The organism is Glaciecola sp. SC05 (genome assembly GCF_041380235.1).
In the GTDB taxonomy this organism is placed as follows: Bacteria; Pseudomonadota; Gammaproteobacteria; order Enterobacterales; family Alteromonadaceae; genus Glaciecola.
In genome coordinates this window covers 18821-39401 of record NZ_JBGIYY010000004.1, presented here as the reverse complement: position 1 = coordinate 39401, position 20581 = coordinate 18821, and the positions used below count along the sequence as shown (strand labels likewise).

The 20581-nt window shown below is 45.5% G+C and carries 19 protein-coding genes; 4 read left to right on the top strand and 15 right to left on the bottom strand.

Annotation, left to right across the window (positions count from 1 at the left end):
- Nucleotides 1–40: 40 nt before the first annotated feature.
- From AB9H30_RS04855 to AB9H30_RS04800, 12 genes are all read right to left on the bottom strand, one after another.
- Nucleotides 41–517 (bottom strand): hypothetical protein, encoded by a 477-nt coding sequence (locus tag AB9H30_RS04855; RefSeq protein ID WP_371193518.1) that lies wholly within the window; start codon nt 515–517, stop codon nt 41–43.
- Nucleotides 518–1750 (bottom strand): type II secretion system F family protein, encoded by a 1233-nt coding sequence (locus AB9H30_RS04850; RefSeq protein ID WP_371193517.1) that lies wholly within the window; start codon nt 1748–1750, stop codon nt 518–520.
- The gene (locus tag AB9H30_RS04845) at nt 1750–3552 is read right to left on the bottom strand and encodes a GspE/PulE family protein (protein ID WP_371193516.1); all 1803 of its coding nucleotides are present in this window, start codon (nt 3550–3552) and stop codon (nt 1750–1752) included. Before AB9H30_RS04845 ends, AB9H30_RS04850 begins: the two co-directional genes overlap by 1 nt.
- Nucleotides 3552–4658, bottom strand: coding sequence for a tetratricopeptide repeat protein (locus AB9H30_RS04840; RefSeq protein ID WP_371193515.1), 1107 nt, complete (start codon nt 4656–4658; stop codon nt 3552–3554). The genes AB9H30_RS04845 and AB9H30_RS04840 overlap by 1 nt, the downstream gene beginning before the upstream one ends.
- The gene (locus AB9H30_RS04835; RefSeq protein WP_371193514.1) at nt 4655–5614 is read right to left on the bottom strand and encodes an ExeA family protein; all 960 of its coding nucleotides are present in this window, start codon (nt 5612–5614) and stop codon (nt 4655–4657) included. The genes AB9H30_RS04840 and AB9H30_RS04835 overlap by 4 nt, the downstream gene beginning before the upstream one ends.
- Nucleotides 5615–5618: 4 nt before the next feature.
- Nucleotides 5619–7313, bottom strand: coding sequence for a pilus (MSHA type) biogenesis protein MshL (gene mshL, locus AB9H30_RS04830; RefSeq protein ID WP_371193513.1), 1695 nt, complete (start codon nt 7311–7313; stop codon nt 5619–5621).
- On the bottom strand, nt 7310–7654 hold the full coding sequence (locus AB9H30_RS04825; RefSeq protein WP_371193512.1) for a hypothetical protein: 345 nt from the start codon (nt 7652–7654) through the stop codon (nt 7310–7312). The genes mshL and AB9H30_RS04825 overlap by 4 nt, the downstream gene beginning before the upstream one ends.
- Nucleotides 7644–8321, bottom strand: a complete 678-nt coding sequence (locus AB9H30_RS04820; RefSeq protein WP_371193511.1) for an MSHA biogenesis protein MshJ — start codon at nt 8319–8321, stop codon at nt 7644–7646. The genes AB9H30_RS04825 and AB9H30_RS04820 overlap by 11 nt, the downstream gene beginning before the upstream one ends.
- On the bottom strand, nt 8308–8934 hold the full coding sequence (locus AB9H30_RS04815; RefSeq protein WP_371193510.1) for a PilN domain-containing protein: 627 nt from the start codon (nt 8932–8934) through the stop codon (nt 8308–8310). The genes AB9H30_RS04820 and AB9H30_RS04815 overlap by 14 nt, the downstream gene beginning before the upstream one ends.
- Nucleotides 8918–9877, bottom strand: a complete 960-nt coding sequence (locus AB9H30_RS04810) for a biogenesis protein MshI (protein ID WP_371193509.1) — start codon at nt 9875–9877, stop codon at nt 8918–8920. The genes AB9H30_RS04815 and AB9H30_RS04810 overlap by 17 nt, the downstream gene beginning before the upstream one ends.
- 441 nt (nt 9878–10318) lie before the next feature.
- Nucleotides 10319–10870 (bottom strand): single-stranded DNA-binding protein, encoded by a 552-nt coding sequence (locus AB9H30_RS04805; RefSeq protein ID WP_371193508.1) that lies wholly within the window; start codon nt 10868–10870, stop codon nt 10319–10321.
- A 14-nt stretch (nt 10871–10884) separates the two neighbouring features.
- Nucleotides 10885–12297, bottom strand: a complete 1413-nt coding sequence (locus tag AB9H30_RS04800; protein WP_371193507.1) for an MFS transporter — start codon at nt 12295–12297, stop codon at nt 10885–10887.
- 229 nt (nt 12298–12526) lie between these two features.
- Between AB9H30_RS04800 and uvrA the strand changes: the two genes are divergently transcribed.
- Both uvrA and AB9H30_RS04790 read left to right on the top strand, forming a co-directional pair.
- Nucleotides 12527–15364, top strand: coding sequence for an excinuclease ABC subunit UvrA (uvrA, locus tag AB9H30_RS04795; protein WP_371193506.1), 2838 nt, complete (start codon nt 12527–12529; stop codon nt 15362–15364).
- A 19-nt stretch (nt 15365–15383) separates the two neighbouring features.
- On the top strand, nt 15384–15791 hold the full coding sequence (locus tag AB9H30_RS04790) for an acyl-CoA thioesterase (RefSeq protein ID WP_371193505.1): 408 nt from the start codon (nt 15384–15386) through the stop codon (nt 15789–15791).
- 103 nt (nt 15792–15894) lie between these two features.
- Here AB9H30_RS04790 and AB9H30_RS04785 read toward each other — a convergent pair whose 3' ends face one another.
- From AB9H30_RS04785 to AB9H30_RS04775, 3 genes are all read right to left on the bottom strand, one after another.
- The gene (locus AB9H30_RS04785; protein WP_371193747.1) at nt 15895–16329 is read right to left on the bottom strand and encodes a DUF3299 domain-containing protein; all 435 of its coding nucleotides are present in this window, start codon (nt 16327–16329) and stop codon (nt 15895–15897) included.
- A gap of 127 nt (nt 16330–16456) precedes the next feature.
- A complete protein-coding gene (gene ppa, locus AB9H30_RS04780; protein ID WP_371193504.1) occupies nt 16457–16993 on the bottom strand; it encodes an inorganic diphosphatase in 537 nt (178 codons plus the stop codon).
- Nucleotides 16994–17279: 286 nt separating this feature from the next.
- Nucleotides 17280–18248 carry a class 1 fructose-bisphosphatase gene (locus AB9H30_RS04775; protein WP_371193503.1) on the bottom strand — a complete coding sequence of 323 codons (969 nt, stop codon included), beginning with the start codon at nt 18246–18248 and terminating at the stop codon, nt 17280–17282.
- Between the two features lie 337 nt (nt 18249–18585).
- On the opposite strand from AB9H30_RS04775, the gene mpl reads away from it, so the two are divergent.
- Nucleotides 18586–19953: a UDP-N-acetylmuramate:L-alanyl-gamma-D-glutamyl-meso-diaminopimelate ligase gene (gene mpl / locus AB9H30_RS04770; RefSeq protein WP_371193502.1), complete on the top strand. Its 1368-nt coding sequence runs from the start codon at nt 18586–18588 to the stop codon at nt 19951–19953.
- Entirely contained in the window at nt 19946–20569 is a 624-nt protein-coding gene (locus AB9H30_RS04765; RefSeq protein ID WP_371193501.1) for a flavin prenyltransferase UbiX, read from the top strand. The genes mpl and AB9H30_RS04765 overlap by 8 nt, the downstream gene beginning before the upstream one ends.
- Nucleotides 20570–20581 lie beyond the last annotated feature (12 nt).

The window sequence follows — 20581 nt, the reverse complement described above, 5'->3', positions numbered from 1 at the left end:
GTTACGCCTATATAAATTTAACTCTAGTCTCTATAAAACTTCATTCACTGCGCAGCTGTGCATCCTTTAAATCATAAGCAAAGCTTTGGTTTGCCATGGTATAACTGCATGCCCTTTGGTTTGCCTGGGCACTATCACCGGTTTTTTGAGGGTCTTGGCTGCCTTCAACTCTCACATTCACAAACTGATCTAGCGACACATCCTGCACAAACCAGTTTAAAAATTTTCTACAATTATCGTCGCTCAAAGCAAAATCAGGTTTACCGTCTTCACGCAGTTTTATTATCACCGCTTGCACCGCATTTTCTGGGCGATACAGTATCTCGCTCGGTCTTCCTTCGTTTTGCCACTGCCAATAAATTTGCTCCAGTCCGAGGCTTATTTTTTGCTGCAAACCTTTGGCACTGGCCTGTTCCCACTTAGCATCACTACTAAAAATATGTGAAATGCTTAGCGCCATTAACATCACTACAACAAAAGCAGTCATCCCAAAATGCCAAAGTTTGCGGGAGTACATTTACCCAACAACTCCCATCATGTCCCACATCGGGGTAAATATGCCTAGCGCTAACACCAACACCATCACGGCCACAATGGATATTAAAATTGGCTCGATTTTGGAGGTTAAACTTTTGATGTCATATTCGACTTCACGCTCATAAAATTCTGCGACTTCTGTTAATAAATCGTCAACTTGCCCGGTCTCTTCGCCCACGTGAATCATCTGTAAAACGAGAGACGTAAACAATCCACTGGCGCTCGCCACACGACTTAAACTTTCGCCCTTTTCGATACGTCTGCGCATCGTTATAATCGCATCGCTCATATAAGCATTGCTGACAGCCTCAGCCACTAAAGAAAGCGCGGAGGTTAATGGCACCCCAGCTTTTAGCATCATTGCAAAGCTTCGCGAAAAACGAGCGAGTAGTGAACGCTCTACGATGTCCCCGACGATTGGCATCTTTATCTTCCAATAATCCCACTTCAACTGACCTTGTTGTGTATCTTTAAATTGCTTAATTATGAATCCCGATACCAAAATGATGCCAATCAGCACATACCACTGGTTCATGAAAAAATCAGACATTCCCAACAGCATGCGTGTCATTAAAGGCAGCTCAGTATCAAATTTCTCAAACATGCCAGCAAACACTGGGATCACAAATATATTCATTACCACTAGGGCCGCGACTAATGCAAAAATGACAAAGGTGGGATAACGCGTGGCGGCTTTTATTTGCTTGCGCGTTTCTTGTTCTCGCTCCAAATAATGTGAGAGTTGCAAAAATGCCGTGTCTAGCTGACCGGTGTTCTCGCCCACGTGCACAATACTGACAAACAGCTGTGAAAAAACCTTAGGATACTGCGCCATCGCGGAGGATAAGTTTCGGCCTTTTTCGAGCTGGTCAATAACGTCGTTTAATGCAAGCTTCAAGCGCACAGAGCGTGTGTTAGACAAACCAGAAACCGCTCTGATAATTGGGATCCCCGCTTTGGTGAGTGAATACATTTGCCGGCAAAAAATGATCAAGTCATCAATTGCCACCTGGGGTGTAAGAAAATTGACTCCGGCTTGGCCAGCATTAGCGGCGCTTTGTTTACTTTTTGACTGTTTAAGCGGTGTAATTTTTATCGGCGTTATGCTGCGCGCAAGCAGCGCTTTTGCTGCCGACTGCTGGTCGCTTGAATCTAGCGTGCCATTGGTGACCTCGCCCTGCAGTGTTCTGCCTGTATATTGGAAACTCGCCACTAATCGATGTCCTCAAGACTCAGACCTGCGGGTTTGAGTGGTTGAACCTCGCTCTGAGAAAGCGGCGCGCCCTCAGTGGATTCATTGTCAACAACCGGTGCTTTCTGGTCGCTTACTAATTCCACCAATTTTAGGACTTCGTCTAAACTCGTCAGTCCTGCTTTCGCATAATCTAAAGCTGCCATCGCCAGAGGCTTGTAGCCCTCGCTGATTTGTGCCTGCTTGCTAAATTCTAAGGTATCTGCACTTTTCAGTGCGTTCATCATCGGCTCGTTCATCTCGAGTAACTCAAATACCCCTACTCGTCCTTTATAGCCGGTGTAATTGCAGGCCTGACAGCCACCAGCATGTCTAAAGTCCGCATGGCTAAGATCTTCGTCTATTTGCGAGAGCCAAACCGCATGCTCGCTGCTAGGCGGTGCACTTTGCGCGCAGCGTTCGCATAATTTTCGCACTAATCGCTGAGCAGCGATGCCTTTTAATGAGCTTGCCACTAAATAGCCGGGTGCTCCCATATCAATTAAGCGAATTGCGCTACTGATAGCATCGTTGGTATGCAGTGTCGACAACACTAAGTGACCAGTTAACGCACCCCTCAGACCAATCTCTACGGTCTCTTTATCGCGCATTTCGCCGACCATTAATATATCTGGGTCTTGACGCAAGGTGGTTCTCAACACGCTTGCAAAAGTAAGGTTAATTTTAGGATTAACCTGCACCTGATTGATTCGCGGCAAACGATATTCCACAGGGTCTTCAACTGTAATGATTTTGCTTTCAGGCTGATTCAGTTCGTTTAACGAACCATAGAGGGTGGTAGTTTTACCTGAGCCAGTTGGCCCAGTCACCAATATCATGCCATGAGGACGACTCAATAAACGTCTAAAGCGTACGATAATGTCGGCGGGCATGCCGGTTTGTTCAAGGGATAGTATTCCTTCGGACTGGTCTAATAGCCTAAGCACAACTGATTCACCATACTGAATCGGCATAGTAGAAACACGAACGTCAATGTTTTTGTTTTTGACCTGAACCTGCGTCCGGCCATCTTGCGGCAAGCGTTTTTCAGAAATGTCTAAGCCTGACATTAACTTCAAACGCAGCACTAAGGCCGCCGCAATATTGTTTTGTGGAATAATATTTTCCTGCAACACACCGTCTACGCGCTGGCGAATGCGAAGCTGATTTTCACCGGGTTCAATATGAATGTCCGACGCTTTTGCCAGCACCGCGTCTTCAAAAATCGATTGCAATAGTTTCGCTACGAGGTTGTCTTGTTCATCATCTAAGCTCCCGCCTAACTGAAACTCAACGTCATCGGTGTATTCGTCAGCAAGTTCGGTAGCAAATGTCGCAATCTCTTCGGTTTTGCGATAAAAGGTTTCATAAGAAGCAAACAGCTGAGACTCGCTAATAACCGCAACATCCAGAGGTTTTGGTAGTTTTGCTGAGAGTTCATCAACCGCATTAATATCAGCCGGATCGATCATCGCTACCAACAAACGCTCGCCTGTATCGTCAATTACAAGGGCTCGATATCTGCGCGCTTGAATTTCTGGTAGTAGTCGTACAGCATTTTGATTCACTCGATATTCGTTAATATCAATAGCCGGCACATTCAAATGCTTGGAAAGTAATTGCAACAGCTGCTGCTCGGTGACCAAGCTCATCGCAATTAATGATGCGCCTAATTTACGACCACTCTGGCGCTGCTCAGTCAGGGCGCTTTGCAGTTGCTCTTCGTTTATCAGTCCTTCTTGAACTAATAAATCTCCTAATCGGACTTTTGCTCTTTGCACCATTAACTTTGCCTCGCTAATGCGGCGATACGCTGGTCAACAAAGGTGTCTACCTGTGTTGGCAACTGCTTTAAATCTTTCGCCTGTCGATACGATTCTAATGCCGGCTGAACCAGTTTTAGCTTATCTTGACTGACACCTAAACCGAGCCACCATTTGGCATTTCTTGGTTCTCTGGCAACCAGCAGTTTGTAATCTTCATATGCGTTTTCGTACTGACTTAAGCGCTCTGCTAAAGCAGCCCTAAAGCTGATAAGCTCTACGTCTGCCAAATTTGGAAAAGGGTGTTCAGCAAGCGCATTGTGGGCGTCTTGATAGTTTCCGGTTTTAAACGCGACTCTTGCTAACATGACCCGCATGGCATTGTCAGCAGGCGTTAGCACCAATCCATCTTTTAATATCTGATAAGCGCGTTCTACGCCGTGATGAGAAAACAGCAGTGAAGCCAGTTGCTTGCGCGCCCGAATGTCTTCTGGATACTCAAAAATCAAGGTTTCTAGAGCACTTAGCGCCCCTTTAATATCGTCATCATTTAGCGCAATTCGTGCCTGTTCACGTAAAGATGAAATTCCTACTTTAGCGCCATTGCTCGGTGCAACGCTAAACTCTGCCACAGGCGCTTCGGTTTGTTCTACTTTCGCCTTTTGCACAACAATCTCAGCTCGCTCAAGCGGTGTTTTTCGCTCAGACGCCTTTGCTGAATCTGGGCTATCAACCGCTTCAATAAGTGCTGGTGACGGCTCAATTGCAGCTACCATTTCGGTGTTCTCAGCACGAATATTCGTCACTTCGAGAGGCGCTTCAGACTCATCTGCTTGAACCGCGATCTCCTGTTCATTAACTTCTGATTCAGCTTCAGTGCTCGCTACAAGCAAAGGCTTCTGTGAATGAAAAGCCGCCGGGGGTAACTGCTGAGAATACATGCTTAGTTGTGATTCGCTTTGCCAATTTACTTGACTCAATATTATTGCCAAAGCAATCACCGCAACTGATACTCCTAGCATCCACGGCTTAAATAAAGCAGGCTCGTTTGGCACATAATCGGCGGTGAGTCCCGAGCGTTTTTTTCGGGTTTCTAAATCTTGCAGCATTTTATTGACCACACTCATTGCACAGCCTCCATTTGGGCAGTAACCGTTTGGTGCTCAGCGTGCTCAGTGTTCGATGGGATATTTATCTGTGTAAGTGCTAATGCAATTAATGCCGCCGCACTGCCAGGGATCAGCCAATTTATCCATCTAGGCTTAGGGATCGCAAAAGCCGCTTCGGTATCTTTTGCGGCGTATTGAATATGTTTTTCAGTGACCGTATTTGTGCCTTCGCCAAAGGCCAACATCAGGGCCTTATGAGATAAAATATTGACCACTCGAGGCGTGCCTCTGCTGGCTATCTTCAATGCCCGGCATACTGGTCGACTGAATACTTCTTTACCGCTATGCCCAGCTACACGCAGCCGGTGGCGAACATACTGATAAATTTGGTCGGTATCCATTTGCTGAAGGTTATAAGAAAACGTGATTCGCTGGCGCAGTTGTCGTAGTTCTGGTTGTGCGATTTTTTGGTTTAGCTCAGGTTGCCCAAACAATACAACCTGCATAAGTTTTTGTGACTCAGTTTCGAGATTCGTCATTAAACGCAAGGCTTCAATGCTCTCATCAGGAAGCGCTTGTGCCTCGTCGATTATCAACACTGCCGAACGATTACTTTTACGAATTTCAATCAGGCGCTTTTGGATCCGCTGACTAAACTCTTGTTGATCTCCACCATCGCTTAGCTCTACGTTTAGCTCTGAGGCAACGGCTTTACGCAATTCGATAGGCGACAAATAAGGATTGGGAATATAAGCACTGACAAAGTTTTTATCTAATTCGTTTAATAGCTTTCTACAAATTAGGGTTTTGCCAGTGCCAACTTCGCCGGTCACTTTAATAAAACCCTCGCCTGAATCAAGCGCCGTGGTTAGCACCTCAATGGCCTCTTTGTGGCTAGGCAAACCAAAAAAATACTGTGTATTTGGTGTTAGCGTAAAAGGTAGCTCACGGATCCCGAAATGATAAAGATACATCCTATTACTCCACGTATAGCCAGTCGGCCATGGTTGAGCGGCTTTGTTCAAGCTGTTGTTTCCAAGTGTCTTTGTCGACAACCGTAGGCTTGAGCAAAATGATGAGTTCTTTTTTGACGATGCGCTCGCGCTTGTTCTTAAACAGATTGCCTAAACCTGGAATGTCACCTAATAGTGGAGTCTTGCTTTCAACAAGCGTTTTCACGCTCTGCATCAGGCCGCCAATTACCACAACTTCCCCAGATTTTGCGCGGATGATCGTGTCTGACTCGCGAATGGTGCTTTGCGCCAAAGGCAAAATAATCTGCTCTTCGTTAAGCGTAACAATCTTTTCTTGCTCTTCAGTTTCAATAACTGAGGGGTGAATATGCAGTAAAATATTGCCGTGCTCGTCAATCTGCGGCATAACATCTAGCGCTATCCCTGAGAAAAATGGTGTCAACTCAATATCAGGTACAACCGAGGTTGCGGCAGCAGTGATAGTATTTTGACTTGAAATATCGGTAACAAAGTACTCGTCTTCACCCACTTTAATCACCGCTTTTTGGTTATTAATAGCGGTAACCCGTGGGCTTGATAGCACCTGAACGTTTCCTTGAGTGGCCAATAACTCAACAACGCCACCAAAATCTCGATTTAGAAACGCCAAACTAGTCACGCCACCTAACGTTGCGCTAATCGAATTACCCAAAGCGGCTGCAGAATTAGAAAAGGTGATATCTGTGCTGCCAACATTACTTAAAATCTGGTTCCAGTTAATGCCCTGCTGATATTCATCAGACAGTTCGACTTCTAAAATCCGCGCTTCGATAACCACTTGGCGGGTTAAATTGCGCTCAGTGTCAGACAAAAATGAACGAATGGTTTTTAGCTCATCAGGATAAGCTTTTACGCTCACCAAACCCGCTTGCGGTGAGACCACAATGTTGCGTCCGTCTGAAGTATCGCCGCCAATCATCGACAGCAGGCCTTCTTCGAGCGACTCCCAAAAGTTCGTTTCGCTACGCGTGTTTATGCTTGTGCCATTGCCAGCGCCAGCTAAGCCGCCACCTAAATTGCCGCCGCCGCCACCGACACCGCCACCAGCAAAGTTGTTTTGTTGTTGTCCGCCAACACCGCCTTGTTGATTACCGCCAGCACCACCGCCTTGCGACACACCGCCTGAAATAATACTGACTTGAGTATTACCGTCGCGCTGCATCATCAAATAGTTTACGGAGAATGTTTCAGTACGCATGCCTTTTGGCATTACCCGATAAATAGTGCCTTTCTTTTCAATATGGTAGCCATAGAGGTCTGACACCAATGAAAATATCTTATCTAATGACACTTGTTTCAAATCCAAAGAAATACTGCCTGAAATCTCTGGGTGAACGGCTACCGAATACGGTGTATCCCTGACTAAACCAGAGAAAAAGCTTGCGGCGTCTACCGCTCTAGCATTGATATCATACTTTTCTTCGGCTATTAAACTGGTGCCCGCGGTACTTTGTAAAGGGTCCATTAATGCTTGCGATACCGATTCAGGCAAGGTCGTCAAATCATCGTTTTTAGGCTCCGGTGCATTGACAAAATCTGCCATGGCCACTTCGTTCGCTAAGTGTTGCTCGATATGGCTAGTTTCAGTATTTGAACACCCAAATAGAAGCCCGCTGCAAATCGCAGCGCCAATAGTGAGTTGAAATTTACGTTTATTCATTTTACTACCTGCTTGCTCATGCCTGAGCCCTTTTGTACTTGAAGAACAATATCTTCTGAACCAAACCTTGCGTCGGTAAGCGTCACATTAGATGCGTCGATAGTTGAGATTTTCATCCCCATGATCTCGTCCCCTTGCTTCAAGATTTCGCCATTCACTACAGCGTATCGTTGAGCATTGCGCGTAAATATCGCGCTTAAATTGAAACCTGCGTTAAACTCTTGGAGCGGTGCCAATTGCTGAGCAATGACACTTGGCGGGCGAGTAGGGTCTTGCTGCAAGGCATGAACACTTGTATGAAGACCCCAAAAAATAGTAATAATAAATAATCTAGTTAACACCGATGAATGCCTCGCTTGTACTTAAGGTAAACACTTCCAATTTGGTGGTTGCCAAAGGATGGGAATGCACGTCATAGTTTAAAAACTTCCAATACAGTTGCCATTGCAGTTGCTCAGCATCTGCAAAAAAATCACGCGTAGCAAAATAATCGCCTTGGAAGGTTATTTGAATGCCTTGACGAAATAGCTGTATGTCGCCAGATTGATTATCGTCTGTAAAAATAGGGGTCGGTGGAATGGATTCCATACTCAATAACTCAAGCCCTTGAGCCTGCTCAAATAGGTTTTCCAGAAGAATAGGCATCGCTTTTGGTGATACCAAATGACCCAATTCACTGTCAAACGACGCCTGTATCTGCGCTAGTTGTTTTTGTAGCGCTGCTATTTGACTTTTTACAATGGCGTCAGGATCGCGACCTAGTTCAGTGACTAGCTCCGTGCTTGTGGTTTGCAAATTACTTAGCTGTGTTTTTTGCGTGGCTGCCTTGGCTTTTACATTGTCGATTTCCAGATAAGTGGGTTCGATAAGCAGCAAAGACATCACAAAAATAATCAAGCTAGGGACGGCGACAAAGATGAGCCGTTTCTCTCGCATCGCCAGCGCATCAAATTTATTTAATATTTGAGTTAAGGCCGATACCTTTTGGATTTGATTAGTTTGAGGCATTACCACCTCCTTGCGCGACTAATAGTTCTGACGGTTTTTTGCTGCTGTTTAAATGAAACACCAATTCGCCATCTGCCCGCTCAACTCTTGCGTCACTAAATTCTTGTCCACTAAAAAATGTAGTACTGCTTAAATCACTGATCCATTTTGTTAACGCAGAGGGCTTAGCAATACTGCCGACAATGTTTAAATCTGACTCGTCTAGCGTAAAATTGGTGATCCATACATAGTCTGAATTTGCGCTGGCAAGTGCGTCAAACAACCCAGAGAATGACTTTTGCTTGAGCTCTCCCATGTCTTTGACACGCAAAAGCAAGGTATCCTGCGAAGATATTTGAAGCTGCAGATTGTTGAGCTGGGCGCTGAGCATAGGATTATTTAATCTTGCTTGTAAGGCGTCAGTAAGCTCATTAATATTTTGTTGTTCTTGTTTAACCCGCTGAGCGAGTGCGTCGGCATCAAGCTGGATATTTTGCTTCCACGATAGTAAGCCACCGTATACAACTCCAGTCAGAAGGACACTTATACCTACCAACATTAATAGGTGGCTGCCCGTTATCCATTCAAAAGTCGGACGAAATTCACGATGATAAAGATTAATCCTGGCTTTCATTAATCGCCTCCTCTTCTGGCGCCGACTCAGACACCTTTGTAAAGGCTCCACCAAGGCAGCTAAAGCTTGCCATTTTGAAGTTTAATTGCTTAGCACATATTAAATTAGGCTGCATCAAGTCACAGGGCACTCCCATCGTCTCTGCTATCACATTGCAGATGTAGGCCATATGCGGAGTATCGAGCTTGACTAAAATACGCTTCACCGATGCTTGTCTTAATTGGCTCTCAAAAAAGTCCATGGAGCGCTGAATTTGCACTGTCAATGAATCGGTAATGCCCATATCTAATTCGGCTTCGGTAAAGCTACCAATGCTTTCAAAGCCTTTTAAACGCCGACTAAAATACAGCTCTTTGTTTTTAACGATGCTTAACACAACGTCTTCGCCGTGCTCTTGCACAAGGGTAATGACGGCGTCGTTTGAAGCTTCTAATAATTCAATGGTTGCGAGTTCTTCAACCGTAATACTTTCTAGCACCAGGTCAGCTTCATAAATTGTGCGGGTAAGTTTTTCCACTTCCTTCCGAGGAATTGCCACCACCATGGCCTTATTTTGCCCCGAGACTTGCACTGGCATATCCGCATAGTCGTAAACTAATTCTGTACTACTGCCTACAGCCTCTTGCAGCGGCCACTTTAGCGCTTCTTTTAGCTCGTCGTCCGCGACATCGGGCTTCTCAATTTGATGAACTTTGTACCAGTGCGAGGTCAAGGTGAAATAGCATGATGTACCTTGTAATTTGTGGGCTTTGACATAGTCAATAAGGCCTTGAGCCCAAGACTGATGAGTAAAGCTAGCGTCTAGCGCCCATTCAATACTGCTTTCGGTTTTCTTCAAAGCGCACAGCAATACCTGCTCTGCTGTAAAGGCGATGCCAACGGAATAATATTCAGAAGGTTTTCTAAGCTTTTGTTTTAAATACTGTTTCCAACTAATGCGCATAGTTCTCAGTTCTTTTAGTAGTGCCTTGAAGACTAGCGAGGAGATCAACTCTCGTGTCAAAAAAGCGTCAAATCGGTAGAAGCTAGCTTGCTGGTAGCAAAAAATACGCCAAAACCAAAAATGAAAAGTTACTTGTCAATCTGGGTATCGGCAGATGATGGGAGTGACTTTAGAAAAGTTGAAGTTCAAAGCCCTTGGTGAATAAACATGAAAATGCGAAACCCACTGTCGTTAGGTAAACATCTTATTTCGTTGAACATTGTTTGATTAAATACAGGCCCACAGGGGTAGGTTGAGAGAGTTAGCCGTTTTTTGTGTACATCATAAATGGGATGCAAGATGGTGACATAAAAAAGCCCTCTGGGTGAGGGCTTACTTATTGGACATTAGCATGCTGGACTGTTGTATCTCAGCACTATATAAAAAAGGCTCTATCAGAAATCAAAACGGAATATCATCATCGAAATCAAAGTCAGGCTCCGCCATTTTAGGTGGCTGCTGATTATTCTGTGGAGCACTGTTGTGCTGGGGACCGCCTTGGCCTCCTTGATTTGCTTGGCCACCCTGATTCGGCGGCATTTTTTGATAGCCTTGATTCGGGTTATTTTGCTGCGGCTTATTATAAGTGCCGCCCTGCCCACCTTGACCACCCTCTGAGCGCCCGCCTAGCATTTGTAGCTGGTCTGCAATGATTTCAGTGGTGTATTTATCGTTACCCTGCTGATCTTGCCATTTTCTGGTTTGCAGCTTACCTTCGATATATATCTGCGAGCCTTTTTTCAAATACTCGCCAGCAATTTCAGCTAATCGGCGATACATAGTCACCCGATGCCACTCTGTACGCTCTTGCTGTTGGCCTTGCTGATCTTTCCAGCTTTCACTGGTAGCTAGACTTAAATTCGCCACCGCGTTGCCGTTAGGCATATAGCGTACTTCAGGATCATTGCCTAGGTTACCCACGATAATGACTTTGTTTACACCTCTTGAGGCCATCGTTATTCCTTATTTTATATTGACTGCAGCAGGGCTTTTGCTTGCGATAAATTAAACTGTTTGGCATCTACTTTTAGGTAGAACGACATTTCGTCAAGGTCGGCTGTGACATCTTTTACGCCGGCTAATGATCGTAATTTATCAGCCAGTTCAGTTACTTGCGATATCGAGAGCACTGACGCGGCATTTGCACTGCTAATTGAATCTGTATTTAGATTATTATTGTACGTTAGTGTAACGCGTTTTACCCGTTCGGTGCTAGCCAAACCTCGTGTAATTAGACTACATACAAAAATCATCGCTAGGCAAATAATAAAACTTGTTTGGACATCAAAGTAACTGTTCATTAGACCTGAAATTAAGCCGCCTAGGAACGCGCCAAAAAACTGATGGCTTGCGTAAATCCCCATCGCACTGCCCTTTTGGCCGGCAGGCGCTAAAGATGAAACCATCGCGGGCATTTTCGCTTCCATAAAATTGAAACCACCAAAAAACAGAATGCCCGCTATACAAATCATCCAGTAAGAGGGTGCTTGGGTGATGAGTAAGAAAAACCCACCCGCCATAAACAAAAGCGCCAGCCTAAAGGTGTTTCCTACTGGCAACTTCTTACTTATTTGCATAAAGCCAATTAGTACTAATACAGACGCAAAGAGCACCACCGAGTAGACTTTATAATGCTCGCCTAAAGGCATATCTATGCCAATTAAGAACAGCGGCACCTGCACAAAAAAGCAAGTAATTAAGAGGTGCACAATGAGCACCGATACATTGAGCTTCCATAAGGCACTGTGACTAAACAAGCCTCTAAGCTGATGGAGTTTAGGCAGTGCATCGCCGGTTGCCACCGTGTTAAAGTTTGTGCTTGCTACCCCCCACTTTACCAGTGGAAAACAACAAATACTGAGCGCAGCGGTGAGCAAGAATATTCCCTGCAGACCAATCTGAGACGCTAGCAGAGGCCCCAGCAGCAGCGCAATATAAAACGAAAAGCCGATTGATACGCCAATAATGGCCATTACTTTAGTACGCTGAGATTCACGGGTCACGTCACTGGCGAGGGCCATAATAGCGCCCGCAATTGCGCCAGCCCCCTGCAGAATTCGTCCAATAGTGAGCATCAACATGGAGTCTGCAAAGCCAGCCACGAGACTGCCCAAACAAAACAGGCTTAAGCCTAAATAAATGACAGGTTTACGACCCCATTTATCTGATGCAACGCCAAAAGGAATTTGTAACATCGCCTGAGTCAGGCCATAGCCGCCAACGGCGAGACCGACAAGAAGCGGAGAGTAGTCATCAAAACTCAGCGCAGCAACCGCAATTACGGGGATCACCATAAACAAGCCAAGCATCCGCAATACGTAGACTGAAGCTAAACTGCCTGCGGCTCTGAGTTCGTTTTTACTGAGAGAATCTTGCGACATTACGCCTATAATTATGAGTTTACATTTGAGACGCGAAGTGTACTTGTTTTGCAAGCACTTGAGTAGTGCTCCACTGAAAACTTATCAGCATGCTGTAATCTTTGCGTGCTGATCTGCACGGGCTTAAATGCGTAACTTATACATAACTAAAGCATCATTTATGCGCCAGTTGTGGCATAATTTACCCTTTTGGCGCTTGCCAATAACATTAGGTACAACATAAAGCCGTATGGATAAGATAGAAGTTCGTGGTGCGCGCACGCACAACCTCAAAAACATCAACATAGACTTACCTCGCGACAAACTTGTCGTCATCACTGGCCTCTCAGGCTCAGGCAAATCGTCGTTGGCATTTGACACCCTTTATGCAGAGGGGCAGAGACGTTATGTAGAAAGTTTATCCGCCTATGCTCGCCAGTTTTTATCGATGATGGAAAAGCCTGATGTTGATCATATTGAAGGCTTATCACCCGCAATTTCTATCGAGCAGAAATCTACGTCTCATAATCCTCGGTCGACCGTCGGCACCATTACCGAAATATATGACTACTTACGTTTACTATTCGCACGAGTAGGCACGCCCAAATGCCCAGACCACGATGTTGTACTAGATGCGCAAACCATCAGCCAAATGGTCGATAAAGTGTTAGAAATGCCGGAAGGTACCAAGCTTATGCTACTTGCTCCCGTTGTGCAGGAGCGCAAAGGCGAGCACATCAAAACCTTAGAAGGTTTAGCCGCACAGGGTTTCATTCGCGCGCGTATCGATGGCGAGGTCTGCGACCTATCTGATCCACCTGAACTCGACCTTCGCAAAAAACACACTATCGAAGTAGTGGTCGACCGTTTTAAAGTGCGTGCAGACTTGCAGTTACGTTTGTCGGAGTCTTTTGAAACCGCGCTAGGACTCTCAGCAGGTAACGCAAAAGTCGCCTTTATGGACGCTCCCGAAAAAGAAGAAATTATATTTTCGGCTAACTTTGCATGCCCGCACTGTGGCTACAGCATCACCGAACTTGAGCCTCGGATATTTTCGTTCAATAACCCAGCCGGTGCTTGTCAAACTTGCGACGGTTTAGGCACCAGACAATTTTTTGACCCGCACCGAGTTGTCAGCAACGATGAGCTCAGTCTCACAGGCGGTGCGATAAGAGGTTGGGATAAACGCAGCTATTATTACTACCAAATGCTGATGTCGGTTGCTGAGCACTATGCCTTTGATTTAAAAACGCCCTTTGCAGAATTAGACGAAGCCGCCAAAGATATTGTATTGCATGGCTCAAAAGGCACCTCTGTCAAGTTTCGCTATATAAATGAGCGCGGCGATGTGATGGAGCGCAAGCATCCTTTTGAAGGCATTATTCCAAATATGGAGCGGCGCTATCGTGAGACCGAATCGAACACCGTGCGAGAGGAGCTGGGTAAATACATGTCTCACCAGCACTGCAGCGCTTGTTCTGGGTCGCGTTTGCGCCTAGAAGCTCGTAACGTATTTATTAACGGCACTAATTTACCCAGTATCACCGGGCGTTCCATTTCAGATGCCTTAGACTTTTTTGCAAACCTAGACCTCAGCGGTCAAAAAGGCAAAATCGCCGACAAGATCTTAAAGGAAATAAACGACCGTCTGCAATTTTTGGTCAATGTTGGCTTAAATTATTTATCGCTAGAACGCAGTGCCGATACCCTATCAGGCGGCGAGGCTCAGCGTATTCGTTTGGCCAGTCAAATCGGCGCCGGACTCGTCGGCGTGATGTATGTGCTGGATGAACCGAGCATTGGTTTGCATCAGCGCGACAATGAGCGACTTTTAAAAACCCTGCGCCATTTGCGTGATTTAGGCAACACCGTGATTGTGGTAGAGCACGATGAAGACGCCATACGAGAAGCCGATTATATCGTAGATATTGGTCCTGGGGCTGGCGTGCACGGCGGACAAATAATCGCGCAAGGCTCGCTAGAAGATATTAAAAACTGCAAAGAGTCCTTAACCGGGCGCTACCTAGCCGGCACAGAAAGAATCGAAATTCCTGAAAAGCGAACGCCAACAAAAGGTAAAAAGTGGATCAAGCTCAATGGTGCGACTGGTAATAACCTGCAGTCGGTGGATTTGTCCATCCCTACCGGACTTATGACCTGTGTAACGGGTGTCTCGGGCTCTGGTAAATCGACGCTAATTAACGATACGTTTTATCGCATTGCTCAACGCGAACTAAACCGCGCGACTGTAAATGAGCCCGCCGCTCATAAAAGCTGCACAGGATTGGAACATCTCGACAAAGTAGTCGATATCGACCAAAGCCCAATCGGTCGCACACCGCGTTCAAATCCTGCTACTTATGCCGGTATTTTTACGCCCATCAGAGAGATTTTTGCGGGCACCCAAGAAGCACGCTCACGCGGTTATAAACCTGGGCGTTTTAGTTTTAACGTCAAAGGCGGGCGCTGTGAGGCTTGCCAAGGCGATGGCCTAATTAAAGTCGAGATGCATTTTTTACCGGACGTATATGTGCCTTGTGATGTCTGTGCAAGTAAGCGCTACAATCGTGAAACCCTTGAAATACGATTTAAAAATAAAAACATTCACGAAATACTAGACATGACCGTTGAAGACGCTCGGGAGTTTTTTGATAAGATCCCAGCCATCTCACGTAAGTTACAAACCCTCATGGATGTGGGCCTTTCTTATATTCGCTTAGGGCAGTCTGCAACGACCCTCTCAGGCGGTGAGGCGCAGCGCGTGAAGCTGGCAAAAGAGCTTTCGAAGCGTGACACTGGGCAAACCTTGTATATTCTTGATGAGCCCACCACTGGATTGCATTTTCAAGATATCAAACAGTTGCTGGCCGTGCTGCACAGACTCAGAGATCATGGCAATACGGTTGTCGTCATTGAGCATAACTTAGATGTTGTAAAGACTGCCGATTGGGTAATTGACTTGGGCCCTGAAGGTGGCTCTGGTGGCGGTAAAATTATTGCCCAGGGGACGCCAGAAGATATCGCTGGTGTAAAAGCTTCTCATACTGGTCATTTTTTAGCGCAAATGCTAAACAAACCCAAAGCATAATTGTGGAATAGGAAAACGCATGTTAACAGATACATTTGCGGTAAGATTTTACGAAACGGACGCACTCAAGCACGTTAGTAATACTGTTTTAGTGGGCTGGTTTGAAGCATCGCGTTTTCCCATCTTCAAGATGTTTACTCCTGAGCTCGATCTTGATAACTGGCCCTTAATTTTAGCCAATTACAATGTCGATTTTTTACAGCAAATCTACATGACATCAGACGTGACTGTAAAAACCGGCATATCGCGGATTGGCAACAGTTCATTCGTGGTGTATCAAGAACTCTGGCAAGACAATTCCTTGAAGGCTAAAGGCACCACAACGCTTGTGCACTTTGACTATCAAACCGAACGCTCTGCAAAAATCCCAGCAGACATTAAAACTCAGTTAGAAGCGCTATTAGTTGAAGTACCCTCGCCTGCTTAAAAAATAGTTAAAAAAAACGCCTGCAAGCAGGCGTTTATTCAACATAGTAGGCGTGTAAAACGCTCTTATTGTTGCTAGGTACCACACTTTACATGTGTTTTACCTATTCAAAAGCAGCAACGCTCAAACCTGAAAGCGAATAACCAACAGAGGCTATATCGCCCTGCCAACCCTCAGTAGATAGGGTTCCGGTCACCCAAACTGCGTCATATAAATTATATATCGGCACGCCTTCAGAAAATGTTACATAAACTATTTGGTTAGACGGCGGCGGTGGAACATGCACGCAAGCGCCAAAATAGGGCACCAATAAAAATTCGGTAATCGCATCGGCGTCACCTTCAAGCGGCACCACAAAACCCGGGATTTTAACCTGTTGACCGTTTAAGGCTTCGACCAGAGGAGCGTTAGGCTGCGCTTGCGTCATATTGCCGTTGTGGTCAATAGGCACTGGCGGCACAACAAAGCCTTTAGGCACTAGGTCTTCCCAATACACCTCTTTAACGGAATCAGCTTGGGCCACATTAAGCGTAAACATGATGCTCAGCAAAAGCGAAAATAAACAGGCTGGATGAGTCACCTTGCTCTCCTATATTGAATAAAAAAGCCCGCAACGCGAGCTTTAAGTAGCACTAAAAGTTAAATCTATTTAGCAAGTTCGCAAATTACTTTGCGTCTTTTTGATAGCGCTGAGCACTCGCAACAATTTCTGCTTTTGCGGCATTGATGTCGGCCCAGCCGTCAATTTTAACCCATTTGCCTTTTTCGAGATCTTTGTAATGAGAGAAAAAGTGCTCAACTTGGTCTTTAATGAGTGCCGGTACATCATCAATGTCTTGAATGTCATTATAAGACTGTGAAAGTTTAGGTACCGGAACCGCAATGACTTTCGCATCTTGTCCAGATTCGTCCGTCATATTCAATACGCCTACTGGGCGACATTTGATTACTGAGCCAGCTAATAGTGGGTGCGGCGTCATAACGAGGACATCAACGGCATCGCCATCATCTGACAATGTGTTATTTACATAACCATAATTGAGTGGGTACTGCATGCAGGTGCCCATAAAGCGGTCAACAAACAAAGTACCGGTGTCTTTGTCTACTTCGTATTTAACCGGAGATGAAAAAGCCGGTATCTCAATTACTACATAGACTTCGTCTGGCAAGTTCTCGCCGGCTGGTACGTCATTTAAGCTCATTTTGCTTCCTTTACGATGTGATTAAAATTAAAAGTAATGTTATGGCGCAAGTATAGTGAATATCGCGATGGCTATAAAGTCTTATCATGCCCATCTGAGGGTTTAATTTCTTGCTACGACGCTTAACTGCAAAGCGCTTTTTATGATCAAGCATGCTTATTTCTTTACGCAAACCCTACCGAGTGCTGTGAGCCTTGTAAATGTTTTAAGACAAATGTCTAACACACATAAAAAAGCCTTGGCGGGTTTATTCCGCCAAGGCCAGTATCGTTTTCATCGTAATATCTTACTTATAATAGGCCAAGCAAGCGTTTACTTCTTCTTTCGAGCCTAATAGTGTAGGCACGCGCTGGTGAATCTCATTAGGCATAACTTCCATGATCCGGCCGTGACCAGTAGAGGCGACGCCACCGGCCTGCTCAATCAAAAACGCCATTGGGTTTGCTTCATAAAGCAGGCGTAATTTACCGGGGATCTTAGGGTTGCGCTTATCAAATGGGTACATAAAAATACCGCCGCGACAAAGTACACGATGAATATCGCCGACCATGGCCGCTACCCAACGCATATTGTAATCTTTCTTACGGGGGCCCTCTGTACCCGCAATCAGATCAGCCACATAACGCTGAATAGGCTCTTCCCAATGACGCTGATTAGATGCGTTTATCGCAAATTCGTTGGTTTTTTCAGGAATTTTGACATTCGCTTGCGTCACCAAAAAACCGCCGTGGGTTTTGTCTAGTGTGTACAGATGTGTGCCTCGACCAGTGGTCATCGCCAGCATAGTAGAAGGCCCGTAAAGAACGTACCCTGCTGCAACCATCTGTGTGCCGGGCTGTAAAAAAGCAGATGGGTCATCAGGTTTCATCCATTGTGGTGCATGGGTAATCGAAAAGATGGTGCCAATTAAGCTATTTATTTCTGTGTTCGAAGAGCCATCGAGCGGGTCAAAACTTACCAAGTAGTTGCCATCTGCATTGCAGGGCACGACGTCTTCTTCTTCTTCAGATGATATGGCTTTTACGTAACCTGAGTCACGCAAGGTATCTTTCATGATTTGATTCGAAATAACGTCTAGCTTCTTTTGAGTTTCGCCCTGTACGTTTTCACTCAAGGTTGAGCCTAACACACCGGCAAGAGCACCCTGACTGACGCGGAAAGAAATTTCTTTACAGCTGGCAAGCAAAGTACGAATTAGTAGAATCAATTCAAGCGGCGCGCCGTCTTGTTGGAGTTGGGAATTGAGACGTTTCATCGAAAACAAGTATCCTTTTTGTAGTAAGCACCACTGCTGTGGCAAGTAGAGCGGGCAACTTCATAATCGCGATGACTATCACAACCCTGTATGTGCCCTCTATTGTAACCGCGTCGCAAAATAGCTCAACTACTGCGTGAATATATTTGCAAATAAGGCTTTAAATAGCATAGTTTGTCGATTTTATTTGGCAAAGACGTTGTAAATTTGATGTTGTGATAAAAAATGGGGCTGTATGTTATGAGTATTCTGATATGAAACAAGAATACGGCTTAGCAATGAGTTCTGATACACTTGCAAACATACAATACAAAAAAGATCTCAAAAGAATCAGCATATGCATGTACATATATTAGGGATTTGCGGCACCTTTATGGGCGGCATCGCAGCCATTGCAAAAAGCTTAGGATACACCGTTACCGGCTCTGATCGTAACGTCTACCCGCCTATGAGCACCCAACTTGAGCAACTCGGGATTACCCTCTCAGAAGGGTATGACCCATCGCAGTTCGAACCGGCACCTGACATTGTTATTATCGGCAATGCCATGGCCCGTGGTAACCCCGCAGTCGAATTTGTGCTAGACCGAAACCTCCCATACACCAGCGGCCCGCAGTGGTTGCTCGATCATTTGCTAAAAGATCGCTGGGTGCTTGCCGTAGCAGGTACCCACGGAAAAACTAGCACCACCAGTATGCTAACGTGGATTTTGGAAGCCACCGGCCTTAAACCGGGCTTTTTAATTGGCGGCGTGCCCGAAAACTTTGGAATTTCAGCAAGGATTGGCGAATCTCCCTTTTTTGTTATCGAAGCCGACGAATATGACAGCGCATTTTTCGATAAACGCTCAAAATTCGTGCATTACCGACCACGCACTCTCATTTTGAATAATCTCGAATTTGACCATGCCGATATTTTTGAAGATTTAGACGCCATCAAAAAACAGTTTCATCATTTAGTTCGCACTGTTCCCTCTAATGGTTTAGTGCTATCAAAAGCGGCTGAAGCGAATATGGAATCGGTCCTCGAAATGGGCTGTTGGAGCGAAAAACAGTTTATCGGCAATGCAAATAAAGCTGTTTGGCAAGCACAAGCCCTAAAGTCTGACTGTAGCGAATTTGCGGTATTACACAAAAATAAACTCATCGGCAAGGTGCAGTGGAGCCTAATAGGCGAGCACAATATGGATAACGCCTTAATGGCAATTGCTGCAGCTCACCATGCCGGCGTTAGCCTCGAAGATGCATTGGCGGCGCTGGCCACCTTTAAGAACGTCAAGCGGCGCATGGAAATTAAAGGCGTGGCAAAAGGCATTACCGTTTATGACGATTTTGCGCATCACCCTACTGCAATCAAAACCACTATCGACGGCCTGCGCAATAAAGTAGGTAATCAAAAAATTATTGCCGTATTAGAACCAAGGTCAAACACCATGCGTATGGGTGTGCATAAAAACCAATTGTCGCAGTCTTGGCAGGTTGCCGACGAAGTACACCTGTTGGAACCCGGTCAACTAAATTGGCCCATGCAGGAACTGGTAGACAACAGCAAAGTGCCAGTCACGCTTTATCAGCAAACCGATAAAATTGTTGAGCACCTAGCGTCCACGCTGCAAGCCGGCGATCATGTATTGATTATGAGCAACGGTGGCTTCGACTCTATTCACAAAAAACTGCTAGATGCACTAGGAACTGATCATGCGTAAATCCATTACTTTAGCCGTTACCGGCGCTTCAGGTGCGCCATACGCGCTAAAGTTATTAAAGATGTTAGTGCAGGCCGACTATCATATATTTTTGCTGATGTCTTCAGCAGCTCGCGTCGTGTTTGCGACCGAAGAAAACATGAAGGTACCTGCACAAAATGAGGCGATGGCAAGTTTCTTCGCACATTATGCTGGCGGCCATGAAGAGCAAATTACAGTGTGCGGGAAACAAGAATGGTTCTCTCCAGTTGCCTCAGGCTCAGCGGCGCCCAAACAGATGATCATTTGCCCATGCTCTACTGGCACATTGTCCTCATTAGCCGTTGGCGCTTGCGATAACCTGATTGAACGAGCAGCAGACGTAGTTATTAAAGAAAAAGGCCAGCTCATTTTAGTGCCTCGTGAAATGCCGCTGTCGAGTATTCATTTGCAAAATATGCTAACCCTCTCTAATTTGGGGGTCACAATTATGCCTGCCGCCCCTGGTTTTTATCACAATCCCAAAAGCATCGACGACTTAGTAGACTTTGTGGTGGCTCGTATACTCGACCATATTGGTCTAGACCAAAGCTTAGTCGAACGCTGGGGCTACAGCCAAGCAAAAAATGCCGACTAAAAGCTTAATAGC

Bases quoted from the DNA above. Each gene is read 5' to 3' on its own strand.
- AB9H30_RS04855 (WP_371193518.1), bottom strand. From the start codon at position 517: ATGTACTCCCGCAAACTTTGGCATTTTGGGATGACTGCTTTTGTTGTA.
- AB9H30_RS04845 (WP_371193516.1), bottom strand. From the start codon at position 3,552: ATGGTGCAAAGAGCAAAAGTCCGATTAGGAGATTTATTAGTTCAAGAA.
- AB9H30_RS04840 (WP_371193515.1), bottom strand. From the start codon at position 4,658: ATGAGTGTGGTCAATAAAATGCTGCAAGATTTAGAAACCCGAAAAAAA.
- AB9H30_RS04835 (WP_371193514.1), bottom strand. From the start codon at position 5,614: ATGTATCTTTATCATTTCGGGATCCGTGAGCTACCTTTTACGCTAACA.
- mshL (WP_371193513.1), bottom strand. From the start codon at position 7,313: ATGAATAAACGTAAATTTCAACTCACTATTGGCGCTGCGATTTGCAGC.
- AB9H30_RS04820 (WP_371193511.1), bottom strand. From the start codon at position 8,321: ATGCCTCAAACTAATCAAATCCAAAAGGTATCGGCCTTAACTCAAATA.
- AB9H30_RS04815 (WP_371193510.1), bottom strand. From the start codon at position 8,934: ATGAAAGCCAGGATTAATCTTTATCATCGTGAATTTCGTCCGACTTTT.
- AB9H30_RS04810 (WP_371193509.1), bottom strand. From the start codon at position 9,877: ATGCGCATTAGTTGGAAACAGTATTTAAAACAAAAGCTTAGAAAACCT.
- AB9H30_RS04805 (WP_371193508.1), bottom strand. From the start codon at position 10,870: ATGGCCTCAAGAGGTGTAAACAAAGTCATTATCGTGGGTAACCTAGGC.
- AB9H30_RS04800 (WP_371193507.1), bottom strand. From the start codon at position 12,297: ATGTCGCAAGATTCTCTCAGTAAAAACGAACTCAGAGCCGCAGGCAGT.
- uvrA (WP_371193506.1), top strand. From the start codon at position 12,527: ATGGATAAGATAGAAGTTCGTGGTGCGCGCACGCACAACCTCAAAAAC.
- AB9H30_RS04790 (WP_371193505.1), top strand. From the start codon at position 15,384: ATGTTAACAGATACATTTGCGGTAAGATTTTACGAAACGGACGCACTC.
- AB9H30_RS04785 (WP_371193747.1), bottom strand. From the start codon at position 16,329: ATGTTTACGCTTAATGTGGCCCAAGCTGATTCCGTTAAAGAGGTGTAT.
- ppa (WP_371193504.1), bottom strand. From the start codon at position 16,993: ATGAGCTTAAATGACGTACCAGCCGGCGAGAACTTGCCAGACGAAGTC.
- AB9H30_RS04775 (WP_371193503.1), bottom strand. From the start codon at position 18,248: ATGAAACGTCTCAATTCCCAACTCCAACAAGACGGCGCGCCGCTTGAA.
- mpl (WP_371193502.1), top strand. From the start codon at position 18,586: ATGCATGTACATATATTAGGGATTTGCGGCACCTTTATGGGCGGCATC.
- AB9H30_RS04765 (WP_371193501.1), top strand. From the start codon at position 19,946: ATGCGTAAATCCATTACTTTAGCCGTTACCGGCGCTTCAGGTGCGCCA.